Source organism: Agriterribacter sp. (genome assembly GCF_035445465.1).
Taxonomy (GTDB): Bacteria; Bacteroidota; Bacteroidia; order Chitinophagales; family Chitinophagaceae; genus Agriterribacter.
Map to the genome: position 1 here is coordinate 1 of NZ_DAOMQT010000069.1, position 19,328 is coordinate 19,328.

Below are 19,328 nucleotides of genomic sequence, written 5' to 3' on the forward strand. Positions count from 1 at the left end.
TAGAGCACTTCCTTGGTAAGGAAGAGGTCGTGAGTTCAATTCTCATCAACGGCTCTGAACTTTTAAACGTATAATTCCCTCTAACCGGGGTTTATAAATAAAATAGAGTAAAGCAAATCAGTTTGCAGCCTGTAATATAATGTTTGCGGGATGCAGCTACAATTTTAAACCGCAACTTTAAAACAGATAACAGATGTCAAAAGAGACCTTCAAGAGGGACAAACCCCACGTTAACGTTGGAACTATCGGTCACGTTGACCATGGTAAAACAACGCTTACTGCTGCCATTACAGAAGTACTTTCTAAAAAAGGAATGGCGCAAGCAAGAAAATACGACGACATTGATGGTGCTCCTGAAGAAAAAGAAAGGGGTATCACCATTAATACTGCGCACGTTGAGTATCAAACAGCTAACAGGCACTATGCGCACGTAGACTGCCCTGGTCACGCTGACTATGTAAAGAATATGATTACCGGCGCTGCCCAGATGGACGGAGCCATCCTGGTTGTAGCTGCTACTGATGGCCCGATGCCTCAAACCAGAGAGCATATTCTGTTGGCCCGCCAGGTGGGTGTGCCCCGTATGGTGGTGTTTATGAACAAGGTTGATCTTGTAGATGATCCGGAATTACTGGAGCTGGTAGAAATGGAAATCCGCGAACTGTTAACCAAAAACGGTTTCGATGGCGATAATACGCCCATCATTAAAGGTTCCGCTACAGGCGCTTTGGCGGGTGATGAGAAATGGGTTGGCGCTATTGATGAATTAATGGATGCGGTGGATTCTTATATTCCATTACCTCCCCGTCCTGTTGATTTGCCGTTCCTGATGAGCGTTGAAGACGTGTTCTCTATTACCGGTCGTGGTACTGTTGCTACCGGCCGTATTGAAAGAGGCCGCGTTAAGATACAGGAAGGTGTTGAAATTGTTGGTTTAATGGAAAAGCCATTAACGTCTACAGTTACAGGTGTGGAAATGTTCCGCAAACTGTTAGATGAAGGTGAAGCTGGTGATAATGCAGGCCTGCTGCTCCGTGGTATTGAAAAAAACCAGATCCGCAGAGGCATGGTAATTTGTAAACCCGGTTCTATCACTCCCCACACAGAATTTAAGGGAGAAGTATACGTACTGAGCAAAGAAGAAGGCGGACGTCACACTCCTTTCTTTAATAAATACCGTCCTCAGTTCTATTTCCGTACAACCGATGTTACCGGCGAAGTAGAATTACCGGCAGGAACTGAAATGGTTATGCCCGGTGATAATACATCACTGTCGGTTAAGCTGATTCAGCCTATTGCTATGGAAAAAGGGCTTAAATTCGCTATTCGTGAAGGCGGGCGTACGGTAGGCGCTGGTCAGGTAACCGAAATCATAAAATAGCCACCCCTTTTAGGTAAGTACCAAAAAATTGGGAAGGTTTGTATACTTTTGCAAAGTATCTGGATACTGTCCAGGTACTTTGTTTCTAAATAAGAAGTTCTTAAAATGCTTTACGGGCATAGTTCAATGGTAGAATAGAGGTCTCCAAAACCTTTGATCAGGGTTCGAATCCTTGTGCCCGTGCCTGAAAAAATAATTATGAATAAAATAAGTGCATACTTTAAGGATTCATATCATGAATTGATGGAAAAGGTAACCTGGCCCACCTGGCTGCAATTACAACAGTCTACCACTATCGTTTTGGTTGCTACTGTAATTATAACAGCACTGGTATGGGTTATGGATTTTTTCAGCAATTCGATATTAAAATTTGTTTACTCCTTATTTAAATAATAATGGAAGAAGTAGTTAATGAACAGGAAACCAAATGGTACGTGCTGCGCGTAGTGAGTGGTAAGGAAAGAAAGGTAAAAGAATACCTTGATAAGGAAATTGCACGCAGCGACTGGGGTAAGGTGGTGAAGCAGGTTTTTCTTCCTGTAGAAAAAGTATATAAGGTGCAGAACGGGAAGAAAGTGATGCGGGAAAGAAATTTCTATCCCGGGTATGTGATGATTGAGGTAGAACCGGGTAAACTCAGTGACGAAATCATCTCCACCATTAAAAATACCAATAGTGTTATTCATTTCCTGGGAAAGGAAAATCCCATTGCCCTGCGTAAAGTTGAAGTTAATAAAATGCTGGGTAAAGTAGATGAAATGAGCGATGGCGGGGTAACCATGAGCGAACCTTTTATTATAGGTGAAACCATCAAAATCATTGATGGCCCTTTCAACGATTTTAACGGTGTAATTGAAGAAGTAAATGATGAAAAGAAAAAATTAAAAGTGAATGTAAAGATATTCGGCAGGGCTACACCCGTAGAATTGAATTACATGCAGGTAGAAAAATTAGCCTGATACACCACTTGCTTTTAACTTTTGCTATATATTTTGAACCTGCTTAACCGGCAGGTTTTTTTATTTCACTGAAGCTTTCCTGTTTTCCGCGCAATGAAAGTACTAACGGTTCCACTGCCAATGACAGAAAATTAAATCCGAAGCCAGAAATCCGAAATTCGAAGCGAAATGCAACCATAAACCACAAACCATAAACCACAAATCAAAAAAACGAAGGAGCCTTCGCCTTATCGTTAGCAGTTACCCAACTGATAGCTCCTAATACCTGATCGCCCATTTTTCCCGCCATATTGCAATATTTCAGATAGCTTATCGTTTTCTTATATTGGTTATTGGCGCCCCGTAAAGGGCTTTTCCAAAACCCAATATCATGAAAAAGGTAACTTTTCTTCTTCTTACCTGTTGCATTTTTTTTTCCTGCAACAAGAAAGATGGTACTGCTGGTGTTGAAGTTCGCATACATAATGCTACCACTCTTCAAATAGAGAAACTGATAATTCCTGCACCGGGTGGCAACATTATATTTGATATGTTGAATCCAAAAGCTACTACAGGCTACCGGTCTTTTGCCGCTTTCCCGGCTCACCCTGCATTTATAGTAGAAACAAGCGGAAGGCAGGAATCATTAACTGCCGAAAGTACTACTCCCGTTTATTCCGGCTTTTATACCTGTAAATTAGTATATAACGCTTATAAGCAATTTTCAATAGAGCTGATTAAAGATTGAACCCATTAAATTCTCTTTAATCTTAATCCCACCTCCTTCACCGGAGGTTTTTTTATGAAATTATACACCGGAATATAAATTTTTCCACATTCCGGGTCATGCGGCTTCTTATGTCGGAATAAAAAACTGTAACTTTGCATGACCTCCGAATATATTTCTTCCATTTTTGCAGGTCGCAATAGACTGGCTTTTCATTAAGCGCAATCATATTCTAAAATAAGATCTATACATTATTAATTTATTTAAGACATGGCCAAGTACATTTTTGTTACCGGTGGCGTAACTTCTTCTTTGGGTAAGGGTATCATTTCTGCTTCTTTAGCAAAGCTGCTGCAGGCACGTGGCTTAAAAGTAACCATACAAAAATTTGACCCCTATATTAATGTTGATCCTGGTACCTTAAATCCTTATGAACATGGAGAGTGTTATGTTACGGAAGATGGAGCTGAAACGGACCTGGATTTGGGGCATTATGAACGTTTCCTGAATATTTTTACCTCCCAGGCTAATAATGTAACTACCGGCCGCATATACCAAACTGTAATTAACAAAGAAAGAGAAGGCGCTTATCTGGGTAAAACCGTTCAGGTTATTCCGCATATTACAGATGAAATAAAACGAAGGATGCTGTTACTCGGAAAGGGCGGATTTGATATTGTAATAACGGAATTGGGCGGAACGGTGGGAGATATTGAAAGCCTGCCCTTTATTGAGGCGGTTCGCCAGTTGCAATGGGAATTGCCGGATGAAGATTGCCTGGTGGTACACCTTACCCTGATACCTTACTTAAAAGCAGCAAAGGAATTAAAAACAAAACCAACACAGCACAGCGTAAAGCTTTTAAGCCAGGAAGGTGTTAACCCCGATATCATTGTATGTCGTACCGAAAGACCCTTAACTCCTGAAATACGGAGGAAAATCGCTTTATTCTGCAATGTAAAGCTGGATGCGGTAATTGAATCGGCCGATGCATCTACTATTTATGAAGTGCCTTTAACCATGATGCGCGAAAAGCTTGACCAGATATGTCTGAAAAAACTGGCTATTCAAAATTACAATGAACCCGAATTGGGCAAATGGAAAGAATTTCTGGATAAGCTGAAATACCCCAAGAGCAAGGTAAATATTGGTTTAATAGGTAAATATATAGAGCTGCAGGATGCATACAAATCTATATTGGAAGCTTTTGTACATGCAGGCGCGGTAAATGAGTGTAGCGTAAATGTGATTAATATACACAGCGAGTTCATCAGCGGGGAAAATGTTAACGAAAAGCTCAGTAACCTTGATGGATTACTTGTTGCCCCGGGCTTTGGTTTGCGTGGTATAGAGGGGAAAATACTGGCTGTTAAATATGCAAGGGAAAATGGATTGCCGTTTTTAGGCATCTGCCTTGGCATGCAAATGTCGGTTATTGAATTTGCCAGGAATGTTTTACATCTTAAAGATGCGCACTCTACTGAAATGAACGCCGACACAACCCATGCAGTAATTGATTTAATGGAAGAGCAGAAGAAAGTTACCGCCAAAGGAGGCACCATGCGCCTGGGCGCTTACCCCTGCGATTTGAAAGAAGGGAGCCGTGCACGGCAAATATATGGTAAGGCTACTATCAGCGAAAGGCACCGTCATCGCTGGGAATTTAACAACGCCTATTTATCTGCTTTTGAAGAAAACGGTATGATAGCCAGCGGAAAAAATACCGAAAGCGGGTTGGTTGAAATCATTGAACTGTCCAATCATCCTTATTTTATAGGCGTACAGTATCACCCCGAATTAAAAAGTACGGTGGAAAACCCCCATCCTTTATTCGTAAGCTTTGTTAATGCCGCCAAAGATTTCGCTGAAGAAAAAAACACCAGCAAAAAGCCATCCTTACAGAGCGAAATGATATAACCGGCTTGATTTTGTTGCTTACCGAAACAATTTGGTTTACATCCTTAAAGTTTATTCAAAGATGTTACCTTTGCCCACTCAAATTTTAAGGTAATATGCAATTTGATAAAAATGCGATTCTTGGTTTTGTATTGCTGGCTGTGATGTTTCTGGGTTTTTTTTATTTTACCCGTCAGGGACAACTTGATGTAGAAAAGCAACAAAGGCATATACAGGATTCGCTGGCAATGCTTCAGCCCAAGGTAGACAGCAGTGTGGTTCGTGCCGATTCCGTTCACCTGGCAACTCAAAGCAGAGTGGCCGCAGCAGGCCAGTTTGTAACGGCTGTAAACGCCGGTGAAAATGAAACGGTATTAGAAAACGATGTATTGAAGATTACTTTTACCAATAAAGGAGCACAGCCTAAACGGGTACAATTAAAGCACTACAAATCCATAGATAGCCAGGCTGTTAAATTGGTTGAGGAGGGGTTCGATAAGCTCAGTTACCCCGTAAATACGGCCGCCAACCGTTCCATACAGATCAGCGATTTGTTTTTTGACGGTGGAGCAGTAACCCAAAATGCAGATGGCAGTCAAACCATAACCTACCAGCTAAAGGATTCTTCAGGACAGGGGCTCATTCACCGGTTTACGCTGCGTAAGGATCAATACATGGTTGACTGGAGCATTGAAATTGACGGGGTAAACAGCTTGCTTACACAAAACAGCATTAATCTGTTATGGCAGAATGAAGTAAAGCAGCATGAAAAAGATATTATAACCGAAAAAAGAGAAACACAGGTAGGGTTCTGGACAAAAAACGAATATGACTATTTTACGCTGGGACGTTCATCGGAAAAGCAATTCGAAAGCCCGGTACACTGGCTCAGCGTGAAGCAAAAGTTCTTTAATACTACGCTCATTGCCAAAAATAATTTTAGCTCAGGTAATATTCATTGCTCCGAAAGCCACGATTCTACAGGAATAATAACTGCTGCTTCCGCTAATCTTAAGCTTATGCTTCCCGCCGGCAATACGGCTGTTGTTCCGCTGCAGATATATTACGGGCCAAATGATTATGATATTCTGAAGAGCTACGATATCGGGCTTCAGGACGTAATTAACCTCGGACAGGGTATTTATGCCTTTGTTAAGTATATTAATAAATGGCTGGTAATGCCGGTTTTTGATTTCTTCAAGGGATTCGTAGGAAGCTATGGGATGGTAATTGCGTTACTTACGATATTCATTCGCTTACTTACTTCCCCCTTAGTATACACCAGTTACCTCAGTGGCGCCAAAATGAAAGCCCTTCGTCCGGAGCTGGATATTTTAAAAGCCAAGCTTAAAGATGATCAGCAGGCTTATGCTATGGAACAAATGAAAGTATACAGGAGCGCCGGGGTTAATCCTCTTGGAGGCTGTATACCCGCCTTGCTGCAGATCCCTATATTCTTTTCGTTGTATAGCTTTTTTAACGCTACCATTGAGCTCCGGGGGCAGCATTTCTTATGGGCCACTGATCTCTCTTCTTATGATTCCATCCTTACATTCGGGTTCAATATTCCGTTTTATGGTAATCATATCAGCTTATTTACGATCCTGGCTACCGTAACCAGCCTTTTGATATCCATATACAGCATGGCGCAAACGCCTAATATGGATAACCCTATGATGAAGTATATGCCGTATTTTTTCCCGGTAATGTTGCTGGGTATATTTAACGGATTACCCTCTGCGCTTACCTGGTATTATACGGTATCCAACGTTATTACGCTCATCCTGCAGTATGTGATCCAGAATTTTATCATTGATCATGATAAGATATTAGCCAAGCTGGAGCTCAATAAGAAGAAGCCTAAAGTAAAGAGCAAGTGGCAGGAGCGGCTCGAACAAATGCAGGAAACACAAAAAAAGTTACAACAAACAAAAAGTAAGCCGCAGGGCGGCGGTAAGGGGAGGTGAATAACACCGGTTAGTTTTATTGTTGTAATGTTCTTTTTTTAACATATCTGTTTATTAACGCGGCAATACAACCTTGCCCTGCATTTTCCTATCTTTACCTATGTAACCCTTAATCAAGAGCATATGTTCAGATACCTGCTTTTTATAGCAACGGCTTTGATAATCAGTAATGTAGTCCCGGCTCAAAAAATACTTTCAGAAGGAACGATTGTATATGATATAACGGTTCAAACCGGCAGTAAAGAGCCCCAACTGGCCGATATGTTTGATGGCGTTACTACAATCCTGTTTTTAAAAGGCAGTCAAAGCCGTATAGAAATGATCAGTCCCCTCGGCTCTACTATTACCCTGCAGGATGCTAAAAGTAATACCGGTGTAGTGCTTAAAGAATATGGCAATCAAAAATTGCTTATTCATATGGCCAGGGAAGACTGGGCTGATCTGAATAAGAAATACGCAGGTATAACCTTTACCCCTCAAAATGAAACTAAAAATATTGCGGGATACGCCTGTCAGAAGGCGGTAGCTAAATTAAAGGACGGAACCAGCTTTACCGTTTTTTATACAAAGGAGCTGGTAACAGAAAATAAGGATTATGATTACCAGTTCAAAAGCTTACCTGGTCTTCCTCTCGAATATGAATCTTCTGTTGGTAACCTGAAAGTAAAATATACCGCGTCTAAAATCACTTTTGATCCTGTTCCCATTCAAAAGTTCAGTGCTCCTGTTAGCGGATACCGTGAGCTTACTTACCAGGAAAGCACAAAGCTAAAAGGAAATTAGCTAAGCCCGCAAAAGCCCGTCATTAAGCATAGCGGAAAAATTTCACAAATAGATAGATTATACTGTAAAGTATCCCTGCATCAGCGTAACCGGTCAATGCTTTTTACTAATTTCTGATCGCGGTATATGCCTCTCATTGCCAGTATAAAACATACCGGTATCAGAAAATAAAAAACAGCCCACAGGCTAAATGCGCCTTCCGTAAAAGATTTGATCTGCATATAATACAGTACGCCGGAGATAATAAAAAGCAACAAACCCGCAAAGCATAGTTTTTGCTGCATGGGCCTGTTCTTATATAAAAACACGGCGATCAGCGCTATCAATCCGGCAGCAACAGCGAGAATGATCAGGAACAAGCTGCTGGTAGCGCTCAGCATATTGTATTCGCTCATGCCGTTCACCAGCTTATTGCCGTTATAAACGGGAAAGCGAAGTGTAAAAAAGGAGAAAACAGCGGCCAGTAACAGCCAGATGGTTTGCATGCGTTGTAACATACGGGTCAGTTATAATATTATGGTTAACTTAACATTAGTTCGGGATATAGCGGGAACTGCTGCATGAACAGGTGCACCTGCTGCTGCACCGCTTTTATCTGCTGCTCATTTTCGGTATCCTTCAGCACGGTATCAATCATTTCCACAATGGGTTCCATATGTTCCTCTTTTAGCCCGCGGGTGGTAACTGCAGGTACACCTACCCGTATGCCTGAAGTTACAAACGGACTTTTATCATCAAAAGGCACGGCGTTTTTGTTTAGGGTAATATGAGCCTTATCTAATGTTTCCTGTGCTTTTTTGCCGGTTAAGTTCTTATTTCTTAAATCAATCAGCATTAAATGGTTATCGGTTCCGTTGCTGATAAGGTTATACCCGCGTTTTACAAAAGCCTTCGACATAGCCTGGGCATTGCTTATTACCTGCCGCGCGTAGGTGGTATATTCATCTGTAAGTATTTCTCCAAAGGAAACCGCTTTGGCTGCTATGATATGTTCTAATGGGCCGCCCTGGGTGCCCGGGAAAACGGCCAGGTCGAGCAGCGCGCTCATGGGGCGTATGTTGCCCTTGGGATCTTTTACACCAAACGGATTGTCGAAATCATGACGCAGCATAATGATACCGCCTCTTGGTCCCCGCAATGTTTTATGCGTGGTAGAACTTACAATATGGCAATGCTCAAAGGGATCGTTTAATAATCCTTTGGCGATCATACCTGCCGGGTGTGCAATATCTGCCAGCACTATGGCGCCAATTTTATCAGCTACTTCACGGATACGTTTATAATCCCAGTCGCGGCTATATGCCGATGCGCCGCAAATGATCATTTTAGGTTTTTCGGCCAGGGCGGTAGCTTCCAGTTGGTCGTAATCTACAATACCCGTGTCTTTTTTTACACCATAAAACAGGGCCTGATAGTTTTTGCCGCTGAAATTGGCGGGGCTGCCGTGGGTAAGATGGCCGCCCATGCTCAGGTTCAGCCCCAGGATTTTATCACCCGGCTTCAGGCAGGCTAAAAATACTGCCGTATTGGCCTGCGCGCCGCTATGGGGTTGCACATTTGCCCAACTGGCATTAAAAATCTGCTTCAACCGGTTTATAGCTATAGTTTCAATTTCGTCTATCACTTCACAGCCGCCGTAAAAGCGTTTGCCGGGGTACCCTTCTGCATATTTATTGGTGGCCACTGTGCCCATAGCCTGCATTACCTGCAGGGAAGTAAAATTTTCGGATGCGATTAATTCTATGCCTTTACGCTGGCGTTCCAGCTCTTTGTTAATGAGGTCAAATATCAATGTATCTTTTTGCATGGCGCAAAAATAACGCAACAATCTTGAATTTCACTATTTTCACCTTTTCAAAGCATCAGATAACACATGAAAGCAATTATACCCGTAGCCGGGGCAGGTACAAGGCTGCGACCGCATACATATACTCAACCCAAAGCGCTGATCCCGCTTGCCGGAAAAACATTACTGAGCATTATTGTGGATCAACTGGCTGAAGCGGGCATTAAAGAATTTGTTTTTATTATTGGCTATCTCGGTGATAAGATACAGGATTATGTAAAACAACATTATCCGCACCTGCTCTGTCATTTTATATTGCAAAATGAGAGACATGGTTTGGGACATGCCATTTATCTTACCAAAGACGTGGTAGAAAAAGATGAAGTGTTTATTGTATTGGGAGATACGATCTGCGAATACGATATCAATGAGATTTTGCGAAACAGTAGTTCTATGCTGGGCGTAAAAAAAGTAGATGATCCGCGCGATTTTGGGGTAGCGGAAATTGATGAAAATGCTGTTATTACAAGGGTAGTGGAGAAGCCGCAAATACCCAAATCCAACATGGCGCTGGTGGGCATCTATAAAATAAAAGATACCGGCTTCCTTTTTTCATGTCTCGAAAACAATATCCGGGAGGGCATACAAAGCGGAAAAGAATATAGCCTTACCGATGCGCTGGAATGTATGATTAAAAGTGGGGTGGTATTTCAATCGTTTAAAGTGCAGAACTGGTTCGATTGCGGAAAGATAGATACCCTCCTTGAAAGCAATGCCACATTGATGAAGAAATTAGGCGGCAGAATATCGCCCAACCATACTTTTGAAAATGTTATTATAGTTCCACCGGTTAGTATCGGCAGCGGTTGTGAAATTAGTAATGCCATCATAGGGCCCAATGTGGCGATTGGCGAGGAAGCAAAAGTTTCCTACTCCGTTGTGAAGGATTCCATTATTGGTGATTTTGCTAATTTAAGTAACGTGGTGCTGCATAATTCCCTGGTAGGAAGTGATACTGAAATTAAAGGGGAAACGCGTACATTGAATATTGGTGATAATACGCAAATTGATTTGGGATAGATAGAAAAAGAACCAAATAGCAAATAACAAGAACCAAATAAATCTCAAATCCGAAATGCGAAGGAATACAAAGAGTCGGTACTGGCTGTCGGCAATCAGCTACGGGCAATATAAGAAGGGTATTCATGCTATTGTTGGTAGTTGCTGAAAGCTGACGGCTAACACCTGACTGCCGGCTCTCCTATCTCAAATTAACAAGCGCTCTAAAGCCACTTTCATTGCCTTCACTTCCGCTATGTTTAATTGAACGGTTTGCAGGGTTTCATTCATGCTGTTATTCAAATAATCCATGCTGGAATTTACCATTTGCCTGGCTGAAGAATGAAATTCCGTAGCCAGTGTTTGTTTGGCCAGCGCGGCAATATTATCGGACCTTACCCCCGACCCCGGCATAATGATGATGCGTTCATTAGCCTGCCTTACAAGATGCGCAATGGTTTCCGCTCCTTCCGGTGCTGCAGGTTTCAATCCGCTGGTGAGGATCCTTTCACATCCGCAGGCTATTACATCTTCCAGCGCTTCAAAAGGGTTGGCAACACGATCAAATGCCCGGTGAAAGGTTACGCCAAGCGGATAAGCGGTTTCTGCCAGTATCGCGGTACGCTTTTTATCAATGCTTCCATCAGACTGTAATAAGCCGATTACCACGCCGTCGCAGCCCAGCTCTTTACAAAGCAATACATCTCTTTTCATGATCTCAAATTCCTCGCTGCTGTATAAAAAATCTCCGCCACGCGGACGAATGATAGGATAAAGCAGGAGCGATGATCTTTCCCTTGCGGTTTTAATCATACCGTAGCCGGGAGTAGTACCGCCTTCTGCCGGATTATCGCATAGCTCAATGCGGTGCGCACCTGATTGTTGCGCCAGTAAAACAGATTCTATAGTAAAAGCAATTACTTCGAGCAGATACATCATAATGAAAGTTGTGCATGAAAAGCAGCAGGCAAAGCAACCTTGCTGCTCATCCTGTGCTTTTTGAGCCTGAAAGGTAATAAATCCTCCGCTGAACAATAGTTTTGCAAAGCAAACGATTGTGCTTATTTTATGATAATAGCTTTTATTCGTGCAAATTGGGGATATTAGCGTTTCATCATTTCAATCATTTAATTTTTGCTTTATGACATCCAACCGCAGAAGTTTTTTACGCAACGTTACTTTAGGTACAGGAGCGATTGCTGCCGGGTTACCGGTACTCGGGAAAGACCTTTCAACTGATGAAGACGTATTATCGTTTGCTGCCGGGAAAGCCAGGTTTAATATGTGTGGCTACGCTGCACCTAAGATAGATAAAGTGCGTATTGGTATTATCGGGCTGGGAAACAGGGGTTCCGGGGCCGTTGGCCGCTTATCTTTTATTGAAAGCGCTGAAATTGTTGCCCTGTGCGACAACCGCCCCGAAAGAATTCCTCTGGCACAAAAAACACTTACGGATAAAGGGTTGTTAAAAGCTAAAGAATATACGGGAGAAGAAGGCTGGAAAGCATTGTGTGAAAGCGGGGATATTGATTTGGTATATATCTGCACGCCCTGGCAACTGCATACACCAATGGCGGTATATGCCATGAAAAACGGAAAACATGCCGCATCGGAGGTGCCCATTGCCGTTACTGTTGATGAATGCTGGCAGTTAGTGGAAACATCGGAAAAAACAAAAAAGCATTGCATGATGCTGGAGAACACCTGCTATGATTTTTTTGAACTGCTTACTTTAAATATGGCGCGTAATGGTTTGTTTGGTGAACTCATACATGCCGAAGGCGCATACATACATGACTTGCTGGATTCCAATTTCGGAAAAACCAGTTATTCCAGAATGTGGCGTTTAAGGGAAAACGAATCCCGGAACGGCAACCTGTATCCTACGCACGGATTAGGACCCATTGCACAGTGCCTTGATATTAACAGGGGCGATAAGATGGATCATATGGTTTCCATGTCATCGAACGACTTTATGATGAATGCAACAGCAAGGGAAAAAGCGGTGGAAGATCCTTCTCTTTATAACCAATTTGTGGGTAAGCCCTACCGCGGCAATATGAATACCAGCATTATCCGAACCTATAAGGGAAAGACCATTATGCTGCAGCATGATGTTACTTCACCCCGGCCGTATTCGCGCCTTCACTTAATAAGTGGCACGAAGGGCGTTGCGCAAAAATATCCTGAGCCTGAAAGGATTGCTTTTGGGCATGAATGGATCAAGCCGGAAGAGCTAACAGCATTATACGATAAATATACGCCCGAAATTGTGCGGCATGTTGGTGATATTGCCAAAAAAGTAGGTGGCCATGGCGGTATGGACTTTATGATGGACTGGCGTTTGATTGATTGCCTGCGCAATGGACTTCCGTTAGATCAGGATGTATATGATGGCGTTCTGTGGAGCGTTATAGGGCCGCTCAGTGAAAAGTCGGTAGCCAAAAATTCAAAAACGGTAGACGTACCCGACTTCAGCAGGGGTAACTGGCAAACCAATAAACCCGTAAATCTTACCCTGGAAGGAGGCGGTAATACCACGGTAAGAGAAGTAAAAAAAGGATAGTGAATAAGTAGGTTTAAAAACATTCCTGATTGATAAACCACCCGTTATTTGGCGCCGTAAAGGCGCCTTTTTATTCCATATCATCATCAAGCGCAGCGAGAACATGACGGTATTGAAAGTCGCTGATGGATGACATGACACATACCGCCTCACCCGGCAAAAGGGCAATGGCATCGGTTACGGTGTCGGCCACTTTGCCGTATACCGGTTCCGGGTAACAGGGATATTGCTTTGATCTGTTGCCAGGCTGATGGTAAACAACAGTAATTTCGTTTTGCCGGTTTGGTATTTCCGGAACCATACCGGTAATAGCCGTAGCCGACCATACCCTGCCATAATTGAATTCCGCTTCTTTGATCATGCCCTGGTAAATCACTCTGGTTATACCGCTTACCGGAGGATGGGCATATTCCTGTTGTAAAATTTGTTGTTCTATAGAAGTGGCAGCTCCTATTTTTTTGTTCAAAGTAAAAAAAGTGATCAGCGTAAATGCAATGAGCACAACAAGCAATATTTCATTCATAATATCAAGTTTTTAAATGCATATAATAAAGCGCGTACGGTTACTGGTATAACCGGCCAGGTTTAATTTGCTACCCCCACAAGGCAATAATGATTCGGCTTTAGCGCAAATAAAACAGGAGCCAGCCCTGCGATCGCTCTAACGGCAACGGAGATGTTAATTGAATGAGTAAATGAATGTTGTGCAAAATCTGTGAATAATGAAGCTATGATAATTTATGCCAGCAGAAAGACGTTATTAGCATATGTACCCCGGCAAAGAACAATTAATTTGTATTGGTAAAATAAAAATAATTAACTTTCTCTACCCAAAATATGGCTTATGAAACCCGGCCTCCTTCTGGTACTCTTTTTTGTTTCAGCCCTTACAACCATTGCCCAGGATTTTTCCAAATCTATGCACAACGCGTTCCTTATTGCAAGAATGGTGGAAAAATTTCATCTTCAGCCCCGTCCCCTGGATGATGGGCTTAGTAACGACCTGTTCAGCCAGTTCATAAAAGCGGCCGACCCCGACAGGCTTATCTTCTCTGTAAGTGATATCAATGATCTTGGCGTTTACCGGAATATGCTTGATGAAGAAATTATGCACCGGGGAACTGCATTTCTTAAAAAAGCTACTGTTGCCTGGCAGAAAGGAATGCGGCAAAATGATTCCCTGCTGCAGACGATCAGTAAACAGGCATTTGATTTTTCAATAGCGGAAAAATATGCGTTAGCGGAAGATACCGCTTATATAATCAATACCGGCAGCAGGCAAAATAAACTGTATAAGCATACGAAGTGGCAGATGCTGGAAGCGATAACGGAAATGAGCGCGCAGTTTGAAGGGAAAAGCCCTGCATTGCAAAAGCAATTCGTTGATAGCTGTGAAGCCGGGCTTCGCAAAGAAGCATACGCTGCTTTTCAAAAAGGATATGCTGAGCTGGCAGAACCTGAAAAGGCCGGGGCTGTACTGGGCGATTTATTCTGCAAAGCGCTGGCGCATTGTTATGATCCGCATACCACTTTTATGCCTGCACAAGAAAAAGAAGCCTTTGATGAAGACCTGGGCCAAAAGCCGCTCCGGTTTGGTATTGCGCTGGACCAAAATGAAGCCGGTGATATCATCATAGCTAACCTGCAGCCCGGCAGTTCCGCCTTCAAAAGCGGTATCCTCAATGCCGGCGATAAGCTTATGACATGGCAGGAAACCGGAAAGCCGGCCATGGATGTGAAAGGCTCCGGCTATAAAAAATTAGACAGCCTGTTTAATGAAACAAAATCAGATAAAATATTACTTACGGTAAAAAAGCCGGATGGCATTACAAAGCAGGTAACGCTTTATAAAGAAAGGTTTTCAACGGAAGAAGACGAAGAGAATAAAGTACAGGGTTATATTTTGAAAGGTGAAAAAAATGTTGGCTATATTGCTATTCCGGATTTTTACATTGACTGGGAAGATACGCAAACGGGCATTTACGGCTGCGCAAATGATGTAGCAAAAGAAATTATTAAGCTGAAAAAAGAAAACATTGAAGGGCTGATCATAGATATCCGCTACAATGGGGGAGGGTCAGTGAAAGAAGCTGTTGAGCTTTCGGGGATATTTATTGATGGCGGACCTGTTGCCCAGTATAAACAAAAAGAGCAGAAAGTATTAACGCTTAAAGATGTAAATGCGGGAAGCATATTTAGTGGACCATTACTGATTATGGTTAACGGGTACAGCGCATCGGCTTCCGAATTGTTTTCTGCCGCCCTGCAGGATTATAACCGTGCTGTAATTGCCGGAACGCCAACCTACGGAAAGGCAACCGGGCAGGTCGTTTTCCCGCTTGATACTACTGTAACAACTGAAACGCTGCACAGCAGCAATGCGGAACATTTTATAAAAATAACCGGTTCGGCGCTGTACCGTGTTAACGGAACTACCGCACAGCAGGAGGGCGTTATCCCCGATATTATTTTGCCTGATCTGTTACAAACCGTTGGAACCAAAGAAAAAGACGAAAAGTTTGCATTCAGGCTTGCACCAGTTGAATCCAACAAATATTATAAGCCGTACCCCCCTGTTCGTAAGGAGGAATTAAAAGCCATTGCTCAAACGGTTACGGATACCAGCTCCTATTTTAAAATGCTTAAAAACTATGAACTGCAGATCAAAGGCTTAATGCAGCAAAGCGAAATTTCATTAAAAATGGAAGACATGCTGCGATATAAAAAAGAACGCCAAAGCTGGCTGGATACTTTAGAAGCATACCGGCCGCATGCTTTTTTTACGGTAGCCAACCATGTTATGCGTACGGAGCGGCTTAAAACAAGTGAATGGCTTACCGAGATGGATAATGAAACAAGGGCTTCCCTTGCCAGTGATGCTTATATCGGTATTTGTTATCTGTTGCTGGTGAAAATGATCCCGGGATAAGCGGTGCTAAATGATTTCCCTTTAGTTTCAAAGCTATACAATGCAAAACCCTGAAATATGATAAAAATAACCACAACCCTTTTGTTATCCTTTTTGCTCCCATTTGCCATTGGATCTTTTGTTTGTGCTCAGGAGCAAAGTCCTGTGGATTATATGGAGCAGATTGACAAAGCGGAGCAGGAAGCCAATCAGAAGTACCTGGCCTATGTAAGCGCGGCTGCGCACAGCGGACGGATAAAAAAAGTAGAAAGGATGCGGCAGCAGTTGCTCGATGGTATTATTAACAGCCGTAACAATCTAAGAGGTATTCCTTTATATAAAGGTGAAAAGGAATTACGGCAAAGCAGCATTGATTATCTTGATCTGCTGTATCATGTTTTTAATGAAGATTATGTAAAAATCGTGAATATAGAAGAGATCGCCGAGCAATCGTTCAACGAAATGCAGGCCTATTTGCTGTTGCAGGAAAAAACAAGCGAAAAATTAAACGATGCCCAGGCAAAGCGGAATGACGCCTCGAAAAAGTTTGCGGAGAAGTATAATATAAGGCTTTTGGAAGAAGCTTCGGCGATGAGTGAAAAAATGAATAAGGCTGCCGATGTTATTAAATACCGGAATGGCATATACCTGCTTTTCTTTAAATGTAACTGGCAGTGGAATGAAATGAATAAGACGATACAAAGTAGTAAAGTAAATGATATTGAGCAGGCGCGTAACGCAGTGATGACCTATGCAGACGAGGGGCTGACTTCGCTTGGCACACTGAAAGGCTTTGATGGCGACGCATCGCTGGTGAATACCTGCAAGCAAATACTAAACCGTTACAGGCTGGTGGCAGATAAGGAAGTGCCGGGAATCATCACTTTTATTCTTGCATCTGAAAATTTTGAAAAAGTAAAGAAATCCTTTGATGCCAGGCCGGAACGGGAGCGCAAAAAGCAGGATGTGGACCAGTACAACAAAGCGGTAGAGGAAATGAATGCCGGCGTAAACAGGTTTAACGCAGCCAACAAAAGCCTGTATGAAACCAATAAAGACCTGGTCAATTTATGGCAAAAAACAGATAAGGACTTTTCCGACGGGCATACGCCTTATTTCAGGCGATGACAGGTGTAAAGGAAATTAGCCAGAATACGCATAACAGAAAAGTACCAAAGCCCGGATTTATTTTCCAAAAAAATAAAACCAGCTTAAAAAAGCGGCAAGCAGTATTATAAACAGGAATGTCCATATACCACCGCTATTATCATTTTCTTTTTTCCACAACAGCGCCTGTGAGGGTTCATGAGGGAAGGTCTTTTTCATGAGGCCTAAGAAATCATAAAAAGCATCCTGTATATTATTGGTGGTGGCGGCACCATGTTCGGGCTTTGTTGCTTCAATATTAATGATGGTGCCATCTTTCTGGTCCGGAATGAGTTTTACGGATATGATTACAATGCAAAATGATTTTATCCAGCCAAAAAGAAATGAATTTGCTGATATATTCTTATAGTACGATTCAGGATAGCCTTTCCCTTTATCTAATAATGCTCCTATGGTGTCTTTCACTGTTTCCAATTTGTGGTCTACCTTCAGCACCGTTTTCATACCGGATATATGTGTTTTTTCCCTCATCTCACTACGGTTAATGTAATAATAACACAATCTTCTTGCCATAATAACAATCCAACAGGGTGGTTAGGCAGATGTTAACAATTTGAATGAAAATGTTAATACCATATAAAGTTCTTGGGGGCGCTGATGAAAGAAAAAACAGCTCGGACTGCGTTCTGCTCTACCTGTTATTCCCGAACAGAAGGAAGTGCCGAAAAATTTTACGGAAAGGCTTCGGTAATAAAGCATGCCGAAGTATTCGAAATTTGCAAATAGGAACCCCAGCCTTCTGATGAAGAGATAAGAAGGCTGTTTCCCATGCTGAAGCAGTAAGAGTAGCGTTACCCGAATCTTTCCACAGCAAAGGGCGCCAGGTTAATGCTGCTCTTTTCTTCATTTATTATTTCGCTTACCAATTTTCCGGTGCCTGCACCCAGGCTTAATCCCAGCATGGCATGACCGGTAGCAATCACCACGTTGCTGTAGCTTTTTATTTTTCCTATATAAGGCAACCCATCGGCTGAACACGGACGGTAACCATACCATAGCTGATCCTGTGCAGGCATGGGAACATCAAATTCGGGGAAAAAGCTTTTCACGGCGTTTAAAATTCCCTGCACTCTCTGGTAACGGGGCGGGGTAGTTGTAGATACCACTTCCATCGTTCCTCCAAAGCGGATCTTGTTGCCGTCCATGGGAGTAATGGCTACCCGGCCTTCTGCCAGCACAGCCGGGTGATGGAGCCGGTAGGGAGCATCTTCTAAAGTTACCGAGTAACCCCGTCCTGGCATGAGCGGAATTTTAGTATTTACCATGGCGGCTATCCCGCGGCTCCATGCCCCGGTAGCGATCACCACCGCGCCGGCATCGAAATCTGCAGCCGGTGTAATTACTTTTTTGATTATTGTTCCGTTTTTTTCAAAGCCGGTTACCGGCGTTCCGCTTACCAGCTTCACCCCGTTTTGCCTGAGCAGGGAAAGCAGTCCCTGCATTAATTTATTGGGATAGAGGTGCGCATCGCACTTAAACAAAACAGCGCCGAGTGCATTGATCCTTGTATGGGGTTCCAGTCGTTGTAGCGCGTCTGCATCCAGTAAGGAAGCCTCCAGCCCCAGCGATTTTGCCTGTTCTATGGTATGACTGGCGTGTGCTGCCACGGCCCGGGTTTGAAATATTTCCAGCAGACCTTTATGTTCATAGGCAAAATTAAATCCGGGGATGGCCGCCCAGCTTTCATATTCGCCCTGGCTCAGCAAAGCAATATCACGTAAAGGGATAGCCGAATTTTTTACATGCCGTGCATTGGCGCTGCGGGCAAACCTGAGCCCCCAGTCAGCCAATGAACGGTTTAAGGCAGGTTGAATATAAAACGGGCTTTGCGCATTAAACATCCATTTTAAACCCCTCCATACTATACCGGGAGCGGCAAGGGGAACAAAATGACTGGGGCAAACATAGCCTGCATTGCCGTAGGAACAATTATCGGAAAAATCATTTTTGTCTATAACGGTAACAGTATGACCAGACTGTTGCAGGTAATAGGCAGAGCTTAAGCCTATGATGCCGCCGCCAATAACAACTATATGTTTCATTGAGTTTCAGGTTTCGAGTTTCAGGTTTCAGGGTACAGGTTGCAAGTTACAAATTGTGCATGCCTAAAATAGGTTGACAAAAAACAGTCACTTATGATGAGGCAAATT

General features: G+C 42.9%; 17 protein-coding genes and 1 tRNA gene. 12 read left to right on the top strand and 6 right to left on the bottom strand.

Annotated elements, in window-relative coordinates:
• The first annotated feature begins 193 nt into the window (after positions 1 to 193).
• The 8 genes from tuf to PLE34_RS19775 all read left to right on the top strand — a co-directional run bounded on the left by tuf (position 194) and on the right by PLE34_RS19775 (position 7,692).
• On the top strand, positions 194 to 1,381 hold the full coding sequence (gene tuf, locus PLE34_RS19740; protein WP_324559797.1) for an elongation factor Tu: 1,188 nt from the start codon (positions 194 to 196) through the stop codon (positions 1,379 to 1,381).
• Positions 1,382 to 1,493: 112 nt separating this feature from the next.
• Positions 1,494 to 1,564 (top strand) — tRNA-Trp (locus PLE34_RS19745).
• Positions 1,565 to 1,579: 15 nt separating this feature from the next.
• Positions 1,580 to 1,774 carry a preprotein translocase subunit SecE gene (gene secE, locus PLE34_RS19750; RefSeq protein ID WP_324559799.1) on the top strand — a complete coding sequence of 65 codons (195 nt, stop codon included), beginning with the start codon at positions 1,580 to 1,582 and terminating at the stop codon, positions 1,772 to 1,774.
• 2 nt (positions 1,775 to 1,776) lie between these two features.
• Positions 1,777 to 2,340, top strand: a complete 564-nt coding sequence (gene nusG / locus PLE34_RS19755; protein WP_324559801.1) for a transcription termination/antitermination protein NusG — start codon at positions 1,777 to 1,779, stop codon at positions 2,338 to 2,340.
• A 370-nt stretch (positions 2,341 to 2,710) separates the two neighbouring features.
• Positions 2,711 to 3,067, top strand: a complete 357-nt coding sequence (locus tag PLE34_RS19760; protein ID WP_324559803.1) for a hypothetical protein — start codon at positions 2,711 to 2,713, stop codon at positions 3,065 to 3,067.
• A 249-nt stretch (positions 3,068 to 3,316) separates the two neighbouring features.
• Positions 3,317 to 4,963 (top strand): CTP synthase, encoded by a 1,647-nt coding sequence (pyrG, locus tag PLE34_RS19765; RefSeq protein ID WP_324559805.1) that lies wholly within the window; start codon positions 3,317 to 3,319, stop codon positions 4,961 to 4,963.
• 95 nt (positions 4,964 to 5,058) lie between these two features.
• Positions 5,059 to 6,909, top strand: coding sequence for a membrane protein insertase YidC (yidC, locus tag PLE34_RS19770; RefSeq protein ID WP_324559807.1), 1,851 nt, complete (start codon positions 5,059 to 5,061; stop codon positions 6,907 to 6,909).
• Positions 6,910 to 7,032: 123 nt separating this feature from the next.
• Positions 7,033 to 7,692 (top strand): hypothetical protein, encoded by a 660-nt coding sequence (locus PLE34_RS19775; protein WP_324559809.1) that lies wholly within the window; start codon positions 7,033 to 7,035, stop codon positions 7,690 to 7,692.
• Between the two features lie 80 nt (positions 7,693 to 7,772).
• Here the strand turns inward: PLE34_RS19775 and PLE34_RS19780 are convergent, their stop codons facing one another.
• Both PLE34_RS19780 and glyA read right to left on the bottom strand, forming a co-directional pair.
• Positions 7,773 to 8,189, bottom strand: coding sequence for a DUF4293 domain-containing protein (locus PLE34_RS19780; protein ID WP_324559811.1), 417 nt, complete (start codon positions 8,187 to 8,189; stop codon positions 7,773 to 7,775).
• 23 nt (positions 8,190 to 8,212) lie between these two features.
• Positions 8,213 to 9,499 carry a serine hydroxymethyltransferase gene (gene glyA, locus PLE34_RS19785; RefSeq protein WP_324559813.1) on the bottom strand — a complete coding sequence of 429 codons (1,287 nt, stop codon included), beginning with the start codon at positions 9,497 to 9,499 and terminating at the stop codon, positions 8,213 to 8,215.
• Between the two features lie 66 nt (positions 9,500 to 9,565).
• Here glyA and PLE34_RS19790 point away from each other — a divergent pair, with 66 nt between their 5' ends.
• Positions 9,566 to 10,558, top strand: coding sequence for a sugar phosphate nucleotidyltransferase (locus PLE34_RS19790; RefSeq protein WP_324559815.1), 993 nt, complete (start codon positions 9,566 to 9,568; stop codon positions 10,556 to 10,558).
• A 186-nt stretch (positions 10,559 to 10,744) separates the two neighbouring features.
• Here PLE34_RS19790 and PLE34_RS19795 read toward each other — a convergent pair whose 3' ends face one another.
• Positions 10,745 to 11,476 (bottom strand): copper homeostasis protein CutC, encoded by a 732-nt coding sequence (locus PLE34_RS19795; protein WP_324559817.1) that lies wholly within the window; start codon positions 11,474 to 11,476, stop codon positions 10,745 to 10,747.
• 202 nt (positions 11,477 to 11,678) lie between these two features.
• Here PLE34_RS19795 and PLE34_RS19800 point away from each other — a divergent pair, with 202 nt between their 5' ends.
• Entirely contained in the window at positions 11,679 to 13,103 is a 1,425-nt protein-coding gene (locus PLE34_RS19800) for a Gfo/Idh/MocA family protein (protein ID WP_324559819.1), read from the top strand.
• A gap of 70 nt (positions 13,104 to 13,173) precedes the next feature.
• On the opposite strand, the gene PLE34_RS19805 is transcribed toward PLE34_RS19800, so the two are convergent.
• Positions 13,174 to 13,626: a hypothetical protein gene (locus tag PLE34_RS19805; protein ID WP_324559821.1), complete on the bottom strand. Its 453-nt coding sequence runs from the start codon at positions 13,624 to 13,626 to the stop codon at positions 13,174 to 13,176.
• A 321-nt stretch (positions 13,627 to 13,947) separates the two neighbouring features.
• Here PLE34_RS19805 and PLE34_RS19810 point away from each other — a divergent pair, with 321 nt between their 5' ends.
• Together PLE34_RS19810 and PLE34_RS19815 are read left to right on the top strand one after the other, a co-directional pair.
• Positions 13,948 to 16,032: a S41 family peptidase gene (locus tag PLE34_RS19810; RefSeq protein WP_324559823.1), complete on the top strand. Its 2,085-nt coding sequence runs from the start codon at positions 13,948 to 13,950 to the stop codon at positions 16,030 to 16,032.
• Positions 16,033 to 16,089: 57 nt separating this feature from the next.
• Positions 16,090 to 17,139 carry an LIC11966 family surface protein gene (locus tag PLE34_RS19815; protein ID WP_324559825.1) on the top strand — a complete coding sequence of 350 codons (1,050 nt, stop codon included), beginning with the start codon at positions 16,090 to 16,092 and terminating at the stop codon, positions 17,137 to 17,139.
• Between the two features lie 57 nt (positions 17,140 to 17,196).
• Here PLE34_RS19815 and PLE34_RS19820 read toward each other — a convergent pair whose 3' ends face one another.
• Both PLE34_RS19820 and PLE34_RS19825 read right to left on the bottom strand, forming a co-directional pair.
• A complete protein-coding gene (locus PLE34_RS19820; RefSeq protein WP_324559827.1) occupies positions 17,197 to 17,649 on the bottom strand; it encodes a hypothetical protein in 453 nt (150 codons plus the stop codon).
• A gap of 320 nt (positions 17,650 to 17,969) precedes the next feature.
• On the bottom strand, positions 17,970 to 19,220 hold the full coding sequence (locus PLE34_RS19825; protein ID WP_324559829.1) for an NAD(P)/FAD-dependent oxidoreductase: 1,251 nt from the start codon (positions 19,218 to 19,220) through the stop codon (positions 17,970 to 17,972).
• Positions 19,221 to 19,328 lie beyond the last annotated feature (108 nt).